Raw genomic sequence first — 17,858 nt, forward strand, 5'->3', positions numbered from 1 at the left:
AGCCCATTAGAATCCTGAACCATAAATTAGCGCTTACTTATAATATAGAGGCTTGGGGATGTTGCACTAAATAGAAATATTGCGAAGTAACAGTGACTTATAACATTAAAAAGAATCCATAAATCTAAGTGGTTATTAAAAAAAAGTGGTTGCTTTGAGTTCTAGAAGGATAATGGGCAGAGCCCAAACCCCGCGTATGTTTATACTCGCTGTGCGCTCAGGCAAATTGAGATATCTAAGTACTTTATGATTTTTTTACCAAGATTTATTAGAATTTTTTTAAATCGTTTCCTCAGCAGTATTACTTCGCTCCCACGGTAGTGCAAGGAAAAAATTCCTCCGTACCTACGGAATTTTTGGTGTGAACTTGTCCATTCATTTATTGATTAACAGTGATTATAGAGTATTTTTCGTAGGGAACCGGAGAAAAATTTACCTTGCATTTCCGGTTTAGCCAAGTAACAGTATTGAAGAGATGATTTAAATGAAAGCTAATAAATCTTAGGTGATGATTGTTAAAAGGCTTAGAAGTTTCAATCTGTCTGAGCCACAGGCGAGTTATTGAAACTTCTTAGAATTTTGACAATCATCGCCTTAGATTTATAGTTTCCATTTAATATCTCAAGATACTGTTACTTCGCAATATTTTTAAATTGCTCAAGTTTACTTAATGTAATAGAGTTTAAGTCTATGGAGTGCTCTTGTGCAAGCTACATATAAAAGCCTTTTATCGAACTCGTTAGTATAGTTTTCAGTAAAAGTGCTTAATATTATAACAGCATCAAATTCTAAGCCTTTTGCCATATATGATGGGATTATTAATGTTCCTTTTTCAATTTCTAGTGCATCACTGTCTATCAATTTTACATCTGACAAATTTTTAAGGGCAGCATAGGCTTTTTTTGCCTCTTTATGAGTTCTGCATATTATTGAAATAGATTTAAAACCATCATTATGAAACCTTTCTATGTCAGAAACTATTGAGGTATATATTGAAACTTCATTTGGAAGCGATATTATTTCTGGTTTATTTTCATGTCTTTCAAAAAAGTCTATAGAAGTATTTTTTTTACCTAAAACTTTTTGTGCAAATAAATTTATCTCCATAGAAGATCTATAGCCTTTGTTTAGGAACAGTTTTAGGGATCTGTTTTTATGAAGTATTTTATCTATGTCTTCATATATTGTTTCATCCTTTTTATTTTCCATTGCTTGATTAAAGTCTCCTAAAATGGTATAACGTGCTTTAGGAAATAAAAGCTTAAATATTTCAAATTGAAATGGATAATAATCTTGTGCTTCATCTATTACCACATGTGATATTTGAGAAAAATCATTTAGTCCATTAAATTTTAATTTTAAATACATAATGGGAGTGCAGTCTTCATAAGGAATAAATTTCTCAGATAAACTTTTCCTAGTATACTCTATTATTTCATTTATATTTGAAGGAAGTGCTAAACCTTTACAGAGTTTCTTAAATAGTTTTAAATTAAAAAATAATAGTTTATACAATGCAAGGTAATCTATTCTGGTAAATTTAGAAAGATCATTTACTAATATTTTTGTTTCTTTTATTGACAGTAGTCTGCTGAAGGATTTTACTTCAAGTTCATGTCCATAACTATTTTTAACTATGACTTCAATTTTTTTTAATCTTTCCTTTTGTATAGGGTGAATTTTATTGAATATTATATTTTCAATTCGTTTAAGTCTTTTAGCCGGAGCCATGCCTATTTTATTGTTTAAGAACATATTCTTAATTTCATCCTTTGAATAAATAACTTTATTATTATAGTATACATCTGCGAATGGAATTAGCTTTCTTAAATAATAATCTATAAATCTATTAAGTATTTCTAAAAAGATTGTAGAACCCTTAAAATTTATATTATCCAGCTTAGTAGAATTTTTAGAAAGTATTAGATCTTCAAGTTGTTCATTTCTTCTTTCAAGTCTAAGGCCATTATTTAAATATTTTGATGATATTTCATCATAGGTTATTTGATTTACATTCTCTTCTCCAAGTTCAGGCAAAACTCCTGAGATATACTTGCTAAAAATTGAATTTGGAGAGATTATTATAAAATTATTCGAGGATAAATTAGAGGACATGCCAATGTAAAGCAAAAAAGCAATTCTGTGAAGAGCTATAGAAGTTTTACCACTTCCAGCACAGCCTTGAACTATTAAGAGTTCGTTTTCTGTATCTCTTATTATGACATCTTGATCTTTTTGTATTGTTTGAACTATGTTTTTCATTTTATCGGAAGAGTTTTTGCTCAATATTTCTTGAAGCATGGAATCCTTTATTTGAAGGCTGCTATCAAAGAAATATATTAGCTTTGAGTCTTGTATTTTATATTGTCTCTTTAAAGATATATTTCCGCTAACTATACCAATAGGAGAATTATAATGGCTTTGACCAAGTTCACCTTCATAAAACATGCTGGCAACAGGACTTCTCCAATCGTAAACTAAAATTTCATCTGTATTTTCATCAAGCAAATTATGCATTCCAATATAAATTTTTTCAGTATCATCAAAGCCGTCTTCTTTAAAGTCAATTCTGCCAAAGTAAGGGGAAGAAAGCATTTTTTTATATGCGGTTATCCTCGCAGCAGATTTTTCAAAAATGCTAGACTTAATATTTATTTCGGAAAGATAGTGATTCATTTCTGGTATTTTGTCAAGATCACTTGAGGAATGAGATGTTTCTTGCCACATATTTTTTCTAGAGTTGATAAGATCCTTTTCAAAATTATTGGTATTTTGATTTTCTTTATTTAACTCCTGAGTTATGAAATTAAGAGTTTTTTTGAGATATAAAGCTTCTTCATTAGAATCTTCCTTAAAATTACACATAAATAGTACCTCCTAAAAATTTTTGATAAAAATAAGACTTTTTACAGGGGAATTGCCTATTGACATTGAAAACTGTAATGTGCTATAATATAATAGAATTATTATATTATAAAATGAAAAACTATAAGCTTTTTTATTATATATTAAAATCATGTTTGTGTAAAGTAAATATGATTTTATTTTTATTACGGGGTGTTTTATGAGAAGAGAATATATAAATTATAAAAAAGATGTACCAGTTAATATTTGTTGTGCCAATATAATGGAATATCCTGTACACTGGCATAACTCCATAGAGATATTATATGTTCTTAAGGGAAAATTCTATGTGACTATAGATTCTGATAAGTATGAGCTTATTGAAAAAGATATAGAAATAGTCAATATAGATGAGGCTCACAGTATTGTAAGCAGAGATAAGAACAATATGATATTGGTATTTCATATTGACCCAAATTTTTTTGAGAAATACTATAATGATATTCAAAATATGTTCTTCTACACCAATATTACTGATGATAATGGTCAAAAAGGAGAGGAGTATGATGAACTTAGGACATTTCTTTCAAGAATAACCTGCGAAGCTGTTCAAAGGCAGGACAACTATGATGAGGCAATTGAAGATATTTTGGTAAAGATTCTATATCACCTCATAAATAACTTTCACTATCTTACAAGTGAAAGAGAAGATTTAAGGGAGAAAGAAGAACAGCTTGAAAGATACCACAGAATTACAAAATATATATTTAATAATTATAATGACAATATAACACTTCAAGATATAGCAAAAAAGGAATTTTTAAGCACCCATTATCTGTCTCATGAAATAAAGGATACAACTGGATATAGTTTCACAGACCTTCTTAACTTAACTAGAGTTGATGAAGCATTAAAGTTTTTGTTAGATACAGATAAAACTATATCTGAGATATCAGAAGAAGTTGGCTTTTCGCATACTAGATATTTTAATAAGCACTTTAAAATTCACTTTAAGTGTTCGCCAACTCAGTACAGAAAAAAATTTAAGTTATCTGATGAGGAATTTGAAAAGCAAAAGAAAATAACTTATTTTGAACTTAAAGATAGCATCGACTATATAACTTATTATCTTGAGGACTATGATAGGTTTAACTATGAAGAAAAAATATCTAAGATAACGCTTAATATGTCAAATGAAATTGGTGAGTTTCAAAAGGAGTTTAAAGATATAATTAATGTGGGAGATGCTTTTGAACTTTTAATTGAAGACAATAAGGATATACTTGAAACGATTCAAGATGAAATTGGATTTAAGTATGCAAGGCTTTTAAATGTGTTTAGTCAGGACATGGGAATATTTCCGGAATCAAAGTTTTATAACTGGAATAGAACTAGAGATGTTTTAGAGTTCTTAGATACCCTTGGAATAGGTGTAGTAATAGTACTTGATGATGATAGTTTTACGTCTGATGAATTTATAAAAGCATTAAAGTCCTTTTTGGATTACTTTAATGAACTTGATACTGTAAGCTTCAATGAATTCAAGTTTCAATTTGCAGATAAAGTGAAGGATGAAGTGAGACAGCAGGTAGAAAAACTGCTTTTGGAAGATTATGAACTTGAAATTATTGAGGAGAAATTCTCCTATAATGATGATATAAATTATATATATGATACTGCATATATGCTTCCTTTTGTAATTAACAGTGTTGTAAATAAGAAACCAAGCAGAAATGTTTTAAGAGCTTTTGATGTTCTTGATAAGCAGGTTAATCTTACAAATGAAGTTTTCTTTGGATATTCGGGACTTATTAATGATAAGGGTATAAAAAAGCCTTCGTATTATGCTTATTTTTTAATGAATAAGTTAGGAGATGTCTTAGTTGCTAAGGATAATGGATATATAGTTACTAAGAGTGATAATGAATACCAGATTTTGCTTTATAGCTATCATGAAGATATAGATAACCTCAACCTTTTTGACAAATTTTCGAAGTTTAGAGGAATTAGAAACATTACCGAGAAGAAATTTTCAATTAATATAGTTGGTATACCTTCGGCTGTAAGAGTAACGGCTTACGATATAAACGAGAAGGTTGGTTCCTCCTATAATTATTGGACAGATATGGGCAGACCTAAGAGACTTAGTAAAGAAGAAAAGGAAATACTTCACAAGGCAGCCTTTCCTAGCATACATTTTAGGAGCATAAAGAAAAGTACAATATTTAATATTCAAAGTAAAATTCAGGGATATGGTGCTGTATTGATAGTTATTAGACCTGTAGAAGGTATAAATAAGTAATAAAATTGGTTTTATTTGCTTTTAGCATAAAAAATCCATTTTATTAACATAGCATATTGGTACTTTTATGTGAGCACTTTAGTTGATGAAATCCACCTTATATAAATAGTATAATTAACTTGTAGCTTAGGAGATCTTTAAGCTGCAAGAAATGAGGTGGTTTTATGGGAGCAAATGATAAAAGTTTCCTTACCGAAAATATAAGTAAATTGCTTTTAAAATTTGCAATACCTGCGATACTCTCATCACTGGTTTATGAACTTTATAATACTGTTGATACGGTTTTTGCTGGAAGATATGTTGGAACTGAAGCGATAGGAGCTGTAACAGTAGCCTATCCAATACAAAAGCTTATGATTGCACTTGGACTTTTGATTGCTTCAGGAACATTAGCATATGCAGCAAGGGCTATGGGAGAAAAAAATACAAAGGAATTAAAGAATGTAATAGTAAATTCTCTTATGTTGACTTTGATTTCTTTAATAACGGTTTCCGTTTTAATATATTTCTTTAGAAAGCCTGTTATTCATGCTATTGGAGCAAGTAGTGCAATTTATGCCTTAGCAGATAAGTATGTATCAATACTTTTGATAGGTGGAGTTTTTCAGGCACTTGCAATTGTAGCGTGTTATATAATGATATCTTTTGGTAAAGCAAGGATAATTCTTTATACAAATCTTATAGGCATATCACTTGATATAGTGTTTAGCTATATTCTTGTTGTAGCATTCGGTATGGGGCTTATAGGAAGTGCAGTTGCTAATATTACAGCACAGGTAATTTCGTTTATATTTGCACTTTTCATGTTTATTAAAACGAATAATCAATTTAAAATTAAATTTTCAAGTCGTTTGACCTTAAAGACTGTAAATAAAAACATAATATGGGAAATAATAACCGTTGGATTTTCAACTTTTATAATTGAAATGGTAGATGCTTTCGTTGGAGCAGTACTTAATAATATTTTGCATCCAATAGGTGGGGATTCTGCGATAATTACTATTGGAATAGTTACAAAAGCTTTAATGATTATGTTTATTGCGATAATCGGCATAAGTTCTGGAATGCAGCCTATAATAAGCTATAACTTTGGAGCCGGAAATTACAATAGAGTAAGAAAGATTTTAAAATGCTCAATTAAATATATTATTATAATTTCAGTTGTGTTTTGGGTTGTATTTATGAAATATTCTTATCCGATAATAGGATTTTTCTTGAAGGACAAGGCTTTATTAGCTCAAACTGTAAGTGCATTTAGAACTTGTACACTTCTCGTTCCGCTTTTGGGAATATATTATGTTACCATATATTATTATCAAGCAATAGGAGAGGCAAGGAAAAGTTTTCTTTTATCAATATATAGAGAGATAGTAATATTTATACCTTTAGCAACATTGTTTATAAAGATTTTTGGAATGAAAGGTGCCTTCATGGCTTATCCAGTAGGAGATGTGGTTGTTATATTAACATCAATTCACTTTATAAGAAAAGCCTTCAAAGAGAAATTTGAAGAAGAAAAAATGCCAAGGCATGTGGTAAGTAAAAGTATTTAATTTTTACTTACCACTTTTTAGTGCACAATTCACAATGCACAGTTCACAGTTAATGATGATTTTTCTCCGTTATACTACGGAAAATCTTTAACTTAATTTATAATTACCTTGATTCACCTAGTTGCTAGTCTGTATATAACATAAATTATAAACAGTCCCCAGAAAGTACCGAATACTAAATAAAATATTCTAAAAAGTTTATCAATTTTTTTATTATTTTCTTTTACTTCTTCCCTGTTGGTATTCTTTTTTTTGTTTGGCATCAAAGGGATTAGTATAGATATTAAAATAAAATTCAAACACATTAAAAGCATATCATATCCTATAAATCCAGATTTGTTCTGAAAGATTTTTAAATTTAAGAAAATTAATATAATAAGTACTGAGGAAAGAGCTGCAGAAATATACATTATTATGTTTCTAAGTTTTTTGTTTTTAGTTTTATGGAAAAATCAATCCCCTTTTGTTCTAAAAAATTAAATATAAGTGTTAAACCACTTAGTTCATCAACAGCTAAAAACAATAGGTTTATTGATATGTTTTTTGTTCCTGTTGCAAGCATGTAATAGCAGTATATTAGTATAGAAACAACTGTTACTATAGAAGCTCCTTTAAGAGCAGCATTAAAATTACTCTCGTCCATTTCATCCTTGTCACTTAAAGCTATTATGAAAAATGAACCGCAAAACATAGCGGCTATTAAAGCATTAATTTCAAGTATTAATTTAACTAACATTATTCTTCATCCTTCTCTATCATCTCAAAAATCTCATCAACAGTTTTCCCAAAGTATTTTGCAATTTTAAAAGAAAGTTTTAACGAAGGATTAAAAGTTCCTCTTTCTATTTCTAGTATGGTACTTCTATTTACTCCAAGGTCTATGGCTAAATCCTCTTGAGTTAAATCTTTTTCAGCTCTTAATACTTTGATTTTAGTGTTGAATATCTTTTTTCTTTTAACCATAAAATCACTTCCTTGGAAAGAGTATAGCACATAATGTTGTATATAGTAAACATTATATTGGATATAATCAACATAAGTAAATTCAGTCAATTTTAATGTATAACATACTAAAAATATAAAGTCCTGCACCACTTATTATTGGTAAAATGTATGATGGTGTAAGATTTATAAGAGCTCCAGCTATGATTAGTGCAATAGGTAGAATTATTTTAGATATGCTGCTTCCCACACCAAGTACTCTTCCTCTAAAATTGTCTGGAATAGTCTGTTGGAGAATATAGAAGAGAGGAATGTCAATTGAAGCTATAGCTATACCTGATAATAATGTTATTAGAGTGAAATATATCAAATAAAAATTTTTATTGAGTATTTTATAGTGAATTATAACGGAACAACCTATTACTATCATACAAATTGATAGAATGATATTCATTACTTTTGTAATCTTTTGATAGCAGTATTTTTTCATAACTTTTTTTATTATAAGGGCGCCTAAAATCATTCCAACAGAGAAAAATGCTTCTATTATACCAAAGAAATTAGTGCTTAATTTTAAAACATTATTTATTATATATGGCATTGGAACATTTATTGAAAGACCGATGAAAAAATTTAATACAATAAAAATTGTAAATATACTTATAATATTTTTTCTGGTTTTTAAATAGGTGATTCCGTAAATTATGTCAGTAAAAAAATTGAAATTTTCTTTGCTTTTTTTATTATTACTATAATTAAAATTGAAATCCATAAATATTTCAAGAGATGCAGATATGCCAAAAGAAAAAGCATTAATTATGATGAAAAGTCGTATATTTATCAAAGCGAAAATTATACCACCAACCATTGGGCCAATTATTGAAGAAATGGATTCAATTATTTTGCTAGCGGAATTTATAGAAATAAGCATTTTTTTCGATACCAGATTTGGTTTTGAGGCTTCGACATCTATTCCATAAATAGTGGAAAATACATTTAAGAAGAAGGTGCTTACGTAAATCATTGGTAGATTTAAAGTGTGCTTCATAGTTAATATATAAAGAACTAATAATAAAGTGACATTTAAGATATCTGTAATTACAGCAAGCAATTTTTTGCTCATTCTATCAGCAAGTACACCTGCAAATGGATTTATAAGAACAGTAGATAAAATACTTATTGTTAAAGTAGTTGCAAAGTTTAAACCAGAACCAGTAAGCTTTAATACATATAAGCTAATGGCAAAATTATATACAGATGTCCCAAATAGAGATATGAAGTTTGCAATTGAAAACAAGAATACATTTAAGAATTCTCTATTCTTTGAAAATCTTTTTAATGATAAGACTGATACTAACATTTTAATCCTACTTTCCTTTAAATATTGTTTTTGTTTAAGTTCATTATAGATAGTAGTCTTATCACCATATCAATACATTAATTAATAAAATTTTATTATAAAATAAGCAAAAGATAGAGTTAACCCTATCTTTTGCCAAAGATTAAATATGAATATACTTTCTCGCCATCTTTAAAATAACCTTCATATTTACCGCCTTTTTCTATATAATCTGATATATTTTCTTCAAAGATATTATAGTTAAGCTTTGAAATTTCATTTTTAATATTATTTATCATAAAGTTTTTTCGATAATTATTTCTTATTAAAGAATTTGAGGCAAAATTTTTAAATAAAATATAAGTACCTATTATAATTACGTTATCTTTTACATAATTATCGATTAGCTTTAATAAAAATTCTTCATTGTCAAAGCTGTAATTACTTGTTCCGGAAATATCTAAAAGTACATCAACAGATTTATCATTTATTGGAATTTGCTTAAAGTCTGAACAAATAAATAATATATTCTTTTTGCAGTTTACGGTTTCTAGTATGCTTTTTAATAATAAATGTCTGTTTATATCATGATCTACGGCAATATATATTGAATCATCAGGTAGATTTTGATAAATGCTTCTTAAAAAAAACCCAATTCCTGAACCTAGTTCAAGTATTACTTTATTTTTTAAATTAGTAAAATTAATTTTTTTATATAGCCAGTCCATTCCACGATAAACATTATCTAAGTAATCTATATTGGTAGAATTTATATAATCTATAATATAATTAGAATTAAACTTAAAGTCATTTACGTCTGTATTATAAATTTTTAATATTCCATTTTGAATTGTATATTCTTCACCACAAGGGCATATAAGCTTTCCGTTTATAATTTGATTGTCTACTATATTGCCTTCACGAAGTTCTAAATCCTGTTTGCATTTAAAACACTTTAAAATATTTAGTGCTTTAATGTCTACACCCATAACAGATTTATTTTTGGTTTCTATGTTTGAAAGGAGACTTGATTTTGCTTTGAGTTTTTCTTTCATTTTATTAAGCACTATTATTTGATGTTCTATTTGTTCATATTTATTTGTAAAAAATGTTTTGAAACATTCATTTTCTTGATAGGAAGTAAGTTTAGCTAGTCTTTTAAACATAAAAATTGATTTGATCTCATTTAATGAAAATCCCATTTCTTTAAGTAATAATACGTCTTCCAAATCATTTTGACATTTAGTATCAAAGTTGTATTGTCCCCCTTGTTTTTCGGGTATTATCAAATTTATATTCATATAATGCCTTATAGTATCTATAGTTAAATTATTAATTCTAGAAAATTTGCCAATCTTCATATTGTTACCTCCATATGTGGTAAGCTTTAATAATAAATAATTATAGCATAATCAAATTGGTATTTACATTTGAAAGAAGTATCACATCAACTGAGATTAATGAGCATTTCAAGAAGGTGCTTTCAGAAACAAAGCCATTTATATTGACTCTACAGGGAATAGCTAAGATTGACAATACTTTAGGTCTGTATCTTATATATATAAAAGAGGGCAATGAAGAGATAAAGAATATGAAGATTCTATTATTGAAATGGAAGTAACTTTGTTATAGCTGATATATATGTAAAAATAAATCATATATTGGAATTCGTATCTGTACATGATGTTGAAAGATTAAGGCAAGCTTATTACCGATACAAACGACAATGACGGAGCAGCTAAGGTAATAGAAAGGGGTAGCATAAATTAAGATGTAAAATTTAGTATTGAAACTTACCAATATAAATCCTATAATAGTATTGATATAAAAAAAAGTGTATTGATATTATTAAAAATATACAACTGTGAAGCTTAAAATTTAGTTGCACTAAAATGTCGGCTTCTAGACATTATGGTGCATATATAGTTTGTAGTTGAGCTGGTTTTACTATATATAGGAGGCTAGAGTTTTGAAAAGAATAGAACGAATATATAATTATATTGTAGAAAAAACTAAAGAATTTGACATTGATACACTGAAGCAGAAATGTGGATTCAGCTCCTTAGAAATTTCAGAAAATTTAGACATATTAAGAAATAATGTAAGTATGGAGCTTAATGAACTGCAAAGACAAGGTAAGATAATAAAAATAAAAGTACGACCTGTACTATACATTGATAAGGCCTGCGTTGAAAAGCTTATCAATAAAAAATTACAAGAAGGGCCTATGGAAATAAAATCTCTAGATGAAATTTTGAACTCTGAAGAAAAGATAGAAAAGGTAGAAGAAAAATCGCCATTTGACAGATTAATTGGAGCCAAAGGGAGTCTTAGAAATCAAGTAGAACAGGCAAAAGCAGCAATATTATATCCGCCTAATGGGCTGCATACTCTTATTGTAGGGCAAACAGGAGTTGGTAAGACGCTTTTTGCAAATATGATGTACAATCAAGCAAAATATGTAAGTAGATTAAGTGAAGATGCGCCTTTCATAGTATTTAATTGTGCGGATTACTACAATAATCCACAACTTTTAATATCGCATTTATTTGGACATATAAAAGGAGCTTATACAGGAGCAGACAGTGATAAATCTGGAATAGTAGAGAAGGCTGATGGTGGAATATTATTCCTAGATGAAATACATAGACTTCCTCCAGAAGGTCAAGAAATGTTATTTTACTTTATGGATACAAGTAGATTTAACAGATTAGGAGAAACTGAAAGAAATAGGAAATCCTCTGTACTTATAATTGGAGCTACTACAGAAGATCCAAATTCATCATTATTAAAAACATTTATTAGAAGAATACCAATAGTAATAACTATTCCTAATTTTGAAAAAAGATCAATAAAAGAAAAGGTTGACTTAATTAAATATTTGCTTGCAAATGAAGCACATAGAGTGAATAAAGTAATTAAAATAGAAGACGAGGCGGTTAAAGCAATAATTGGAAGTACATCCTATGGAAATATTGGACAGATGAAGTCTAATATACAGTTAATTTGTGCTACAGCATTTTTAAAGAGTATCAATACTAAGGATCACATTGATATCACCTTTAAATCTTTACCATCAGACATTAAAAATGGACTTTTTTATTTAAGTGGAAAGAGAAAGGAAATGGAGAAGATATCTGATTATCTTGACTCGCAGCTAGTAATAACACCAGAGGGACATAATGTACTAATCGATAAGGATCCTTACGATCCACCTTTTAATCTTTATAAAATAATAGAAGATAAAGCTGCAATATTAAAAGATGGTGGAGCTGATGATGAGTATATAAACAACTTTATAACTACAGATATTAATATTCATATTAAATCTTTCTATAATAAGGTGAAAAATGATGAGGACGATAGAAATAAAATATTAAAGATTGTAAATGAAGATATATTAAAATTTTCAGAAGATGTAATGCTAATGATTGAAAAGAAAATAAATAAGAAATTAAATGACAGGTTTTTATATGCTTTAAGTCTTCATCTAAGTTCTTTTTTAAATAGATTAAGCAATCATGAAAATTTAAAATACACTAATATTGAAGGCATAATAAATGACAAGCGAGCAGAATTTAATATTGCAGTTGAAATTAAGGGAATGATTGAAAAAAAATATGATGTAGTTGTACCTAAAATTGAAGTAATATATTTGACAATTTTAATTAGTTCAGTTACAGAAGAACAAACTAATACACATGTGGCAATAATAGTTGCAGCTCATGGTAGCAGCACAGCTAGTAGTATGGTAAATGTTACAAAACAGTTATTAGGAGAGGGAGTAATAGAAGCAATTGACATGCCGCTTGAAGTAAACCCAACCCAAATACTTGATGAAATAATAGAAAAAGCTAGAGAAATTGATATGGGGAAAGGAATACTTTTATTAGTTGACATGGGATCGCTTTCAAATTTTGATTCAATAATAATGGAAAAAACAGACATTAAGGTTAAGACAATAGACATGGTGACTACGCCGCTAGTACTTGAAGCCGTAAGAAAGGCTAATATCTTAGACATGGATTTAGATGGATTGTACAATTCACTTAAGCAATTTAGAGGATATTCAAAGTCAAAAGTTGAGGAAGAAGAAGTTATAAATGAAGAAAGTGTAAATAAGAAAAAGGCAATAATAACAATATGCTCAACTGGAGAAGGAACCGCAGTAAAATTAAAAGAACTTGTGGAAAGCATTGTTAAAAGTACAAAGGAAAAAGAAATTGAAATTTTACCAATAAGTATAAAAGACATAAAAAGGGAAGTAATAAAAATAAAAAATAGCTATAATATAATAGCTTCTGTTGGTGTTTTAAATCCTAAAATCGAAGCACCATTTATATCGCTTGAAGAACTAATTAGTGGTGATGGCGAAAATATTTTAATGAGTATAATACAAAGAAAGAGTTTTAAAATTGAAAAAAATCATGGAAACACAGTAGTAAAGGACTTATGCGAAGACAGTTTGAATCAATTTTTAACTTATTTAAATCCTTCTAAAATAATAAGTGTATTGTATCAGTTTATAAATATTTTGGAGGAGAATGGAAAAATAAGCTTTAACAATGCAACCAAAATAAGAATAATGGTTCATGTTGGCTGTGCTTTAGAGAGAATGGTAATAAATGACGGTCTAAAATACAAGAGGGAAAAGGATAAATTGAATATGCACATAGTGGAAATTATCACAGAAGCAAATAAAATATTTAAGGATACTATAAATATAACTTTATCTGAAGACGAAATATTGTTTTTAGCAGAGATAATAGAATAAAAAAATACAATACACTGATACACTTCTATCACAATATACTTTTTTATTATTGAAAATCAAAAAATAGTATTAAAATCACAAAAGAAGTGTATCAGTAAAAAAATAAAAAAATTTTTCAGAACAAAAAAACAGCTATTTTAAAAGACTTCACATAAACATAAAAAACAATACACTATTTTGGCACGACAATTGCTGTATATAATAGTGTGACAGAATTGGATTACAAAGATGGATTAATGTTTATGGTAGATTTATTTGGAGGAAGTTATTTTAATGTAGCTAGTAGAGTTGTAGATGAAAACGAAAACATAAATATAATTTAGTTACAGGTGTAAGTTTACTCATTAAAAGAAGCATTAGATAATAACAGTGATGATGAGGAGAATGATTTATAATGAATATAGTATTGGCAAGAATTGATGACAGATTAATACATGGTCAAGTAGCAACAATTTGGTCAAAAGACACAAAATGTCAAAGAATAATTGTATGTAATGATGATGTAGAAAAGGACTCAATTAGAAAGATACTTTTGGAACAAGTTGCACCTCCAGGAATTAGAGCAAATGTTTTAGGAATTGATAAGGCAATAAGAGTTTATAATAATCCAAAATACAAAGATGATAGAGTTCTATTGTTATTCACTAATCCAACTGATGTTGTGAGAATGGTTGAAGGTGGAGTAGACATAAAGAGTGTAAATATTGGTGGTATGTCATTTAAGGAAGGAAAAAAACAAATAACTAGTGTAGTATCAGTAAACGATACAGATATTGAAGCTTTCAAAAAATTAAATAAAAAAGGCATTGAACTAGAAATAAGAAAAGTTTCTTCAGATTCAAAAGTAGATTTAATGTCAAAACTATAAGATTTACCATATTAACTTCTGCTAAAGTAACGGTGAAATCAAATGTCATTATAATTTGTAAATTAATTGAAATATATTATAATCAATATTTTTGGTTACAGGTTCTTCAGAACTTTTATATAAAATTTTTTCTGCAACAAATAAAAAACTGTAACAAATAAAAAATAGGAGGTATAAAAATGGTAGGAATTATTCTTGCTAGTCACGGAGAATTTGCTAAAGGCATCTTGCAATCTAGTACAATGATTTTTGGAGAACAAGAAAACGTACAAGCTGTTACGTTAATGCCTAGTGAAGGCCCTGATGATGTTAAAGCAAAAATGAAAGACGCAATCGCATCCCTTGACAACCAAGATGAGGTTTTATTCTTAGTTGATCTTTGGGGCGGCACACCATTTAACCAAGTGAACAGTCTATTTGAAGAACACAAAGATAAATGGGCAATCGTAGCTGGTATGAATCTACCAATGGTGATTGAAGCTTATGCTTTACGTTCTTCAATGGAATCCGCACAGAAAATTGCGACTCATATCTTAAACACAGCTAAAGAAGGAGTTAAAGTTAAGCCTGAAGAATTGGAACCAGCAGATACTAGCAAATTTTCAAAAGCTTCCGCTGGGCAATCTAATGCAGGTGCACCTGGATCATTCGAATATGTTTTAGCTCGTATTGATTCTCGTTTACTTCATGGGCAAGTAGCGACTGCTTGGTCAAAGACTATGCAACCTACACGAATTATTGTTGTGTCAGATGCAGTGGCCAAAGATGAGCTTCGTAGGAAATTAATCCAACAGGCTGCGCCTCCAGGTGTTAAGGCTCATGTTGTTCCAATTAATCAAATGATTAAACTTGCAAAAGATGATAAGCATTTTGGAGGAGAACGTGCAATGCTTCTTTTCGAAAATCCAGAAGATGTACTTAGAGCAGTAAAAGGTGGCGTACCTTTGAAGACAATCAATGTTGGTTCTATGGCTCACTCTACAGGTAAAGTTCAACCAAACAAAGTGCTTGCTTTTAATCAAGAAGATATTGATACCTTCAATAAGCTTAAACAAGCTGGACTTAACTTTGATGTTCGTAAAGTTCCAAATGATTCAAAAGGAAATATGGACGAAATATTAAAAAAAGCACAAGAAGAATTAAATAAATTAAAATAATCTAACTATTTAGAAGAAATGGAGGATTAATAATCATGAGTCTAAATATTATTCAAGTGATATTAGTCGTTTTCGTAGCATTTCTAGCTGGTATGGAAGGTATCTTGGATGAATTTCATTTTCACCAACCAGTAGTTGCTTGTACGTTAATCGGCTTAGTTACAGGTAACTTAGTGCCATGCCTAATCCTAGGTGGTACTCTTCAAATGATTGCCTTAGGTTGGGCAAATATCGGTGCTGCCGTAGCACCTGATGCAGCATTAGCATCTGTTGCATCCGCAATCATTCTAGTTCTTGGCGGACAAGGTAAAGCAGGAGTTTCTTCAGCTATAGCTATTGCTGTTCCACTAGCAGTAGCAGGACTATTATTAACAATTATTTGTCGTACAATCGCTACAGCATTTGTACATTTTATGGATGCTGCTGCTAGAGAAGGCAATATCAGAAAAGTTGAAATGTGGCATGTTATTGCTATTTGTATGCAAGGAGTACGTATTGCAATTCCAGCAGCTTTGATCTTAGCAATTGGTGCTGGTCCGATTCGTTCATTACTTAATTCTATGCCTACTTGGTTAACAGATGGTTTGGCAATTGGTGGCGGAATGGTTGTAGCTGTTGGTTATGCAATGGTAATCAACATGATGGCTACAAAAGAAGTATGGCCATTCTTTGCAATTGGTTTTGTGTTAGCAACTGTTTCACAAATTACACTTATCGGACTAGGTGCAATCGGTGTATCTTTGGCTCTTCTTTACTTAGCTCTTAGTAAACAAGGCGGTTCAGGTAAAGGTGGCGGCTCAAATACTGGTGATCCATTAGGCGATATTATTGATAATTACTAAGAAAGGAGAGGACACGAAAATGGCAAAAGAATTAAAATTAACAAGAAAAGATCGTATTTCTGTTTGGTGGCGTTCATTTTTCCTTCAAGGTTCTTGGAACTATGAAAGAATGCAAAACGGTGGTTGGGCGTTTACATTGATTCCTGCAATTAAAAAATTATATAAGACTAAAGAAGAGCGTACAGATGCATTGAAACGTCATCTGGAGTTCTTTAACACCCATCCATATGTGGCTTCACCAATCATTGGTGTAACATTAGCATTAGAAGAGGACCGTGCAAATGGTGCACCAATCGATGACGTAACTATTCAAGGTGTTAAAGTTGGTATGATGGGACCTTTAGCTGGTATCGGAGATCCAGTTTTCTGGTTTACTGTTAAGCCAATTTTAGGGGCATTAGCTGCTTCTCTTGCTATGAATGGTAACATCATTGGACCACTTATCTATTTCTTTGCTTGGAATGCCATCCGTATGTCATTTATGTGGTATACACAAGAGCTTGGTTATAAAGCAGGATCTCGTATTACCGATGATTTATCAGGTGGGTTACTACAAGATATTACAAAAGGAGCATCCATACTTGGTATGTTCATTTTGGGATCATTAGTTAACAGATGGGTAACCGTTAAATTTACACCTACAGTATCATCCGTTAAGTTAAGTAATGGTGCCTACATTGATTGGAGCAAGCTTCCTGCTGGAGCAAATGGTATTAAGCAAGCTCTGCTGCAACAATCAGCTGGCTTGTCGTTAACTGATCATAAAGTTACAACGCTTCAAAATAACTTGGATTCATTGATTCCTGGACTTGCAGGATTAGCAATAACACTTATATGTATGTGGCTACTTAAGAAGAAAGTATCTCCAATTATCATTATTCTTGGATTATTCGTAATCGGTGTTGTTTTCCACTTAATCGGTTTAATGTAATATTTTTTACTCAGCCTGGGTTAATGTAATATTTTTACTTAGCCTAGGCTTTTGTTAAACATAAAGAAATTAATGATGAAAAATTGCAAATACTCAAGAAAAATCAACTTAAGAGCGTAAAACATCGCCCCCTTGATAGCAGCAAATAAAAAATATATAATAGAAACAAACGTACGTATTGATAAACAAACATGTAAGGTTGAAATTGATAATATCAAGCTTATCCTGTTAAACTGGAAGTTGTGAAGTAATAATGCTTCGTCGCGTTAAAAAAATCCTATAAATCTAAGGCTTAAAAATTGTAAA

The 17,858-nt window shown here is 29.7% G+C and carries 14 protein-coding genes; 9 read left to right on the forward strand and 5 right to left on the reverse strand.

What is annotated here, in order from left to right; genetic code table 11:
• Positions 1–663: 663 nt before the first annotated feature.
• On the reverse strand, positions 664–2,865 hold the full coding sequence (locus LQK79_RS15255) for a HelD family protein (RefSeq protein ID WP_231017107.1): 2,202 nt from the start codon (positions 2,863–2,865) through the stop codon (positions 664–666).
• A 199-nt stretch (positions 2,866–3,064) separates the two neighbouring features.
• Between LQK79_RS15255 and LQK79_RS15260 the strand changes: the two genes are divergently transcribed.
• Complete coding sequence (locus LQK79_RS15260; RefSeq protein ID WP_231017108.1) at positions 3,065–5,146, forward strand: helix-turn-helix domain-containing protein; 2,082 nt, start codon at positions 3,065–3,067, stop codon at positions 5,144–5,146.
• 164 nt (positions 5,147–5,310) lie between these two features.
• A complete protein-coding gene (locus tag LQK79_RS15265; protein ID WP_053242988.1) occupies positions 5,311–6,699 on the forward strand; it encodes an MATE family efflux transporter in 1,389 nt (462 codons plus the stop codon).
• Between the two features lie 412 nt (positions 6,700–7,111).
• Here the strand turns inward: LQK79_RS15265 and LQK79_RS15270 are convergent, their stop codons facing one another.
• From LQK79_RS15270 to LQK79_RS15285, 4 genes are all read right to left on the reverse strand, one after another.
• Positions 7,112–7,435, reverse strand: coding sequence for a hypothetical protein (locus LQK79_RS15270; protein ID WP_053242986.1), 324 nt, complete (start codon positions 7,433–7,435; stop codon positions 7,112–7,114).
• On the reverse strand, positions 7,435–7,662 hold the full coding sequence (locus LQK79_RS15275; RefSeq protein ID WP_053242985.1) for a helix-turn-helix transcriptional regulator: 228 nt from the start codon (positions 7,660–7,662) through the stop codon (positions 7,435–7,437). The genes LQK79_RS15270 and LQK79_RS15275 overlap by 1 nt, the downstream gene beginning before the upstream one ends.
• 82 nt (positions 7,663–7,744) lie before the next feature.
• A complete protein-coding gene (locus LQK79_RS15280; protein ID WP_231017109.1) occupies positions 7,745–9,001 on the reverse strand; it encodes an MFS transporter in 1,257 nt (418 codons plus the stop codon).
• 125 nt (positions 9,002–9,126) lie between these two features.
• Positions 9,127–10,341 carry a MerR family transcriptional regulator gene (locus LQK79_RS15285; RefSeq protein WP_231017110.1) on the reverse strand — a complete coding sequence of 405 codons (1,215 nt, stop codon included), beginning with the start codon at positions 10,339–10,341 and terminating at the stop codon, positions 9,127–9,129.
• 56 nt (positions 10,342–10,397) lie between these two features.
• Between LQK79_RS15285 and LQK79_RS15290 the strand changes: the two genes are divergently transcribed.
• The 7 genes from LQK79_RS15290 (at position 10,398) to LQK79_RS15320 (ending at position 17,552) form a co-directional block, all read left to right on the forward strand.
• Positions 10,398–10,601, forward strand: coding sequence for a hypothetical protein (locus LQK79_RS15290; RefSeq protein ID WP_157055783.1), 204 nt, complete (start codon positions 10,398–10,400; stop codon positions 10,599–10,601).
• A gap of 348 nt (positions 10,602–10,949) precedes the next feature.
• Complete coding sequence (locus LQK79_RS15295) at positions 10,950–13,754, forward strand: sigma 54-interacting transcriptional regulator (RefSeq protein ID WP_231017111.1); 2,805 nt, start codon at positions 10,950–10,952, stop codon at positions 13,752–13,754.
• A 206-nt stretch (positions 13,755–13,960) separates the two neighbouring features.
• Positions 13,961–14,077, forward strand: coding sequence for a PTS sugar transporter subunit IIA domain-containing protein (locus LQK79_RS15300; RefSeq protein WP_231017112.1), 117 nt, complete (start codon positions 13,961–13,963; stop codon positions 14,075–14,077).
• 71 nt (positions 14,078–14,148) lie between these two features.
• Entirely contained in the window at positions 14,149–14,622 is a 474-nt protein-coding gene (locus LQK79_RS15305) for a mannose/fructose/sorbose PTS transporter subunit IIB (protein WP_231017113.1), read from the forward strand.
• A 179-nt stretch (positions 14,623–14,801) separates the two neighbouring features.
• Positions 14,802–15,779, forward strand: coding sequence for a mannose/fructose/sorbose PTS transporter subunit IIA (locus LQK79_RS15310; RefSeq protein ID WP_231017114.1), 978 nt, complete (start codon positions 14,802–14,804; stop codon positions 15,777–15,779).
• Between the two features lie 35 nt (positions 15,780–15,814).
• Positions 15,815–16,621, forward strand: coding sequence for a PTS mannose/fructose/sorbose transporter subunit IIC (locus tag LQK79_RS15315; RefSeq protein ID WP_231017115.1), 807 nt, complete (start codon positions 15,815–15,817; stop codon positions 16,619–16,621).
• 19 nt (positions 16,622–16,640) lie between these two features.
• The gene (locus LQK79_RS15320) at positions 16,641–17,552 is read left to right on the forward strand and encodes a PTS system mannose/fructose/sorbose family transporter subunit IID (protein WP_231017116.1); all 912 of its coding nucleotides are present in this window, start codon (positions 16,641–16,643) and stop codon (positions 17,550–17,552) included.
• The last annotated feature ends 306 nt before the right edge of the window (positions 17,553–17,858 follow it).

The sequence above is a fragment of the Clostridium guangxiense genome, assembly GCF_021043395.1.
Taxonomy (GTDB): Bacteria; Bacillota; Clostridia; order Clostridiales; family Clostridiaceae; genus Clostridium_S; species Clostridium_S guangxiense.

Coding starts and splice junctions, on each gene's coding strand:
- LQK79_RS15285 (WP_231017110.1), bottom strand. CDS start 10,341: ATGAAGATTGGCAAATTTTCTAGAATTAATAATTTAACTATAGATACT.
- LQK79_RS15280 (WP_231017109.1), bottom strand. CDS start 9,001: ATGTTAGTATCAGTCTTATCATTAAAAAGATTTTCAAAGAATAGAGAA.
- LQK79_RS15265 (WP_053242988.1), top strand. CDS start 5,311: ATGGGAGCAAATGATAAAAGTTTCCTTACCGAAAATATAAGTAAATTG.
- LQK79_RS15260 (WP_231017108.1), top strand. CDS start 3,065: ATGAGAAGAGAATATATAAATTATAAAAAAGATGTACCAGTTAATATT.
- LQK79_RS15255 (WP_231017107.1), bottom strand. CDS start 2,865: ATGTGTAATTTTAAGGAAGATTCTAATGAAGAAGCTTTATATCTCAAA.
- LQK79_RS15320 (WP_231017116.1), top strand. CDS start 16,641: ATGGCAAAAGAATTAAAATTAACAAGAAAAGATCGTATTTCTGTTTGG.
- LQK79_RS15305 (WP_231017113.1), top strand. CDS start 14,149: ATGAATATAGTATTGGCAAGAATTGATGACAGATTAATACATGGTCAA.
- LQK79_RS15315 (WP_231017115.1), top strand. CDS start 15,815: ATGAGTCTAAATATTATTCAAGTGATATTAGTCGTTTTCGTAGCATTT.
- LQK79_RS15275 (WP_053242985.1), bottom strand. CDS start 7,662: ATGGTTAAAAGAAAAAAGATATTCAACACTAAAATCAAAGTATTAAGA.
- LQK79_RS15270 (WP_053242986.1), bottom strand. CDS start 7,435: ATGTTAGTTAAATTAATACTTGAAATTAATGCTTTAATAGCCGCTATG.
- LQK79_RS15310 (WP_231017114.1), top strand. CDS start 14,802: ATGGTAGGAATTATTCTTGCTAGTCACGGAGAATTTGCTAAAGGCATC.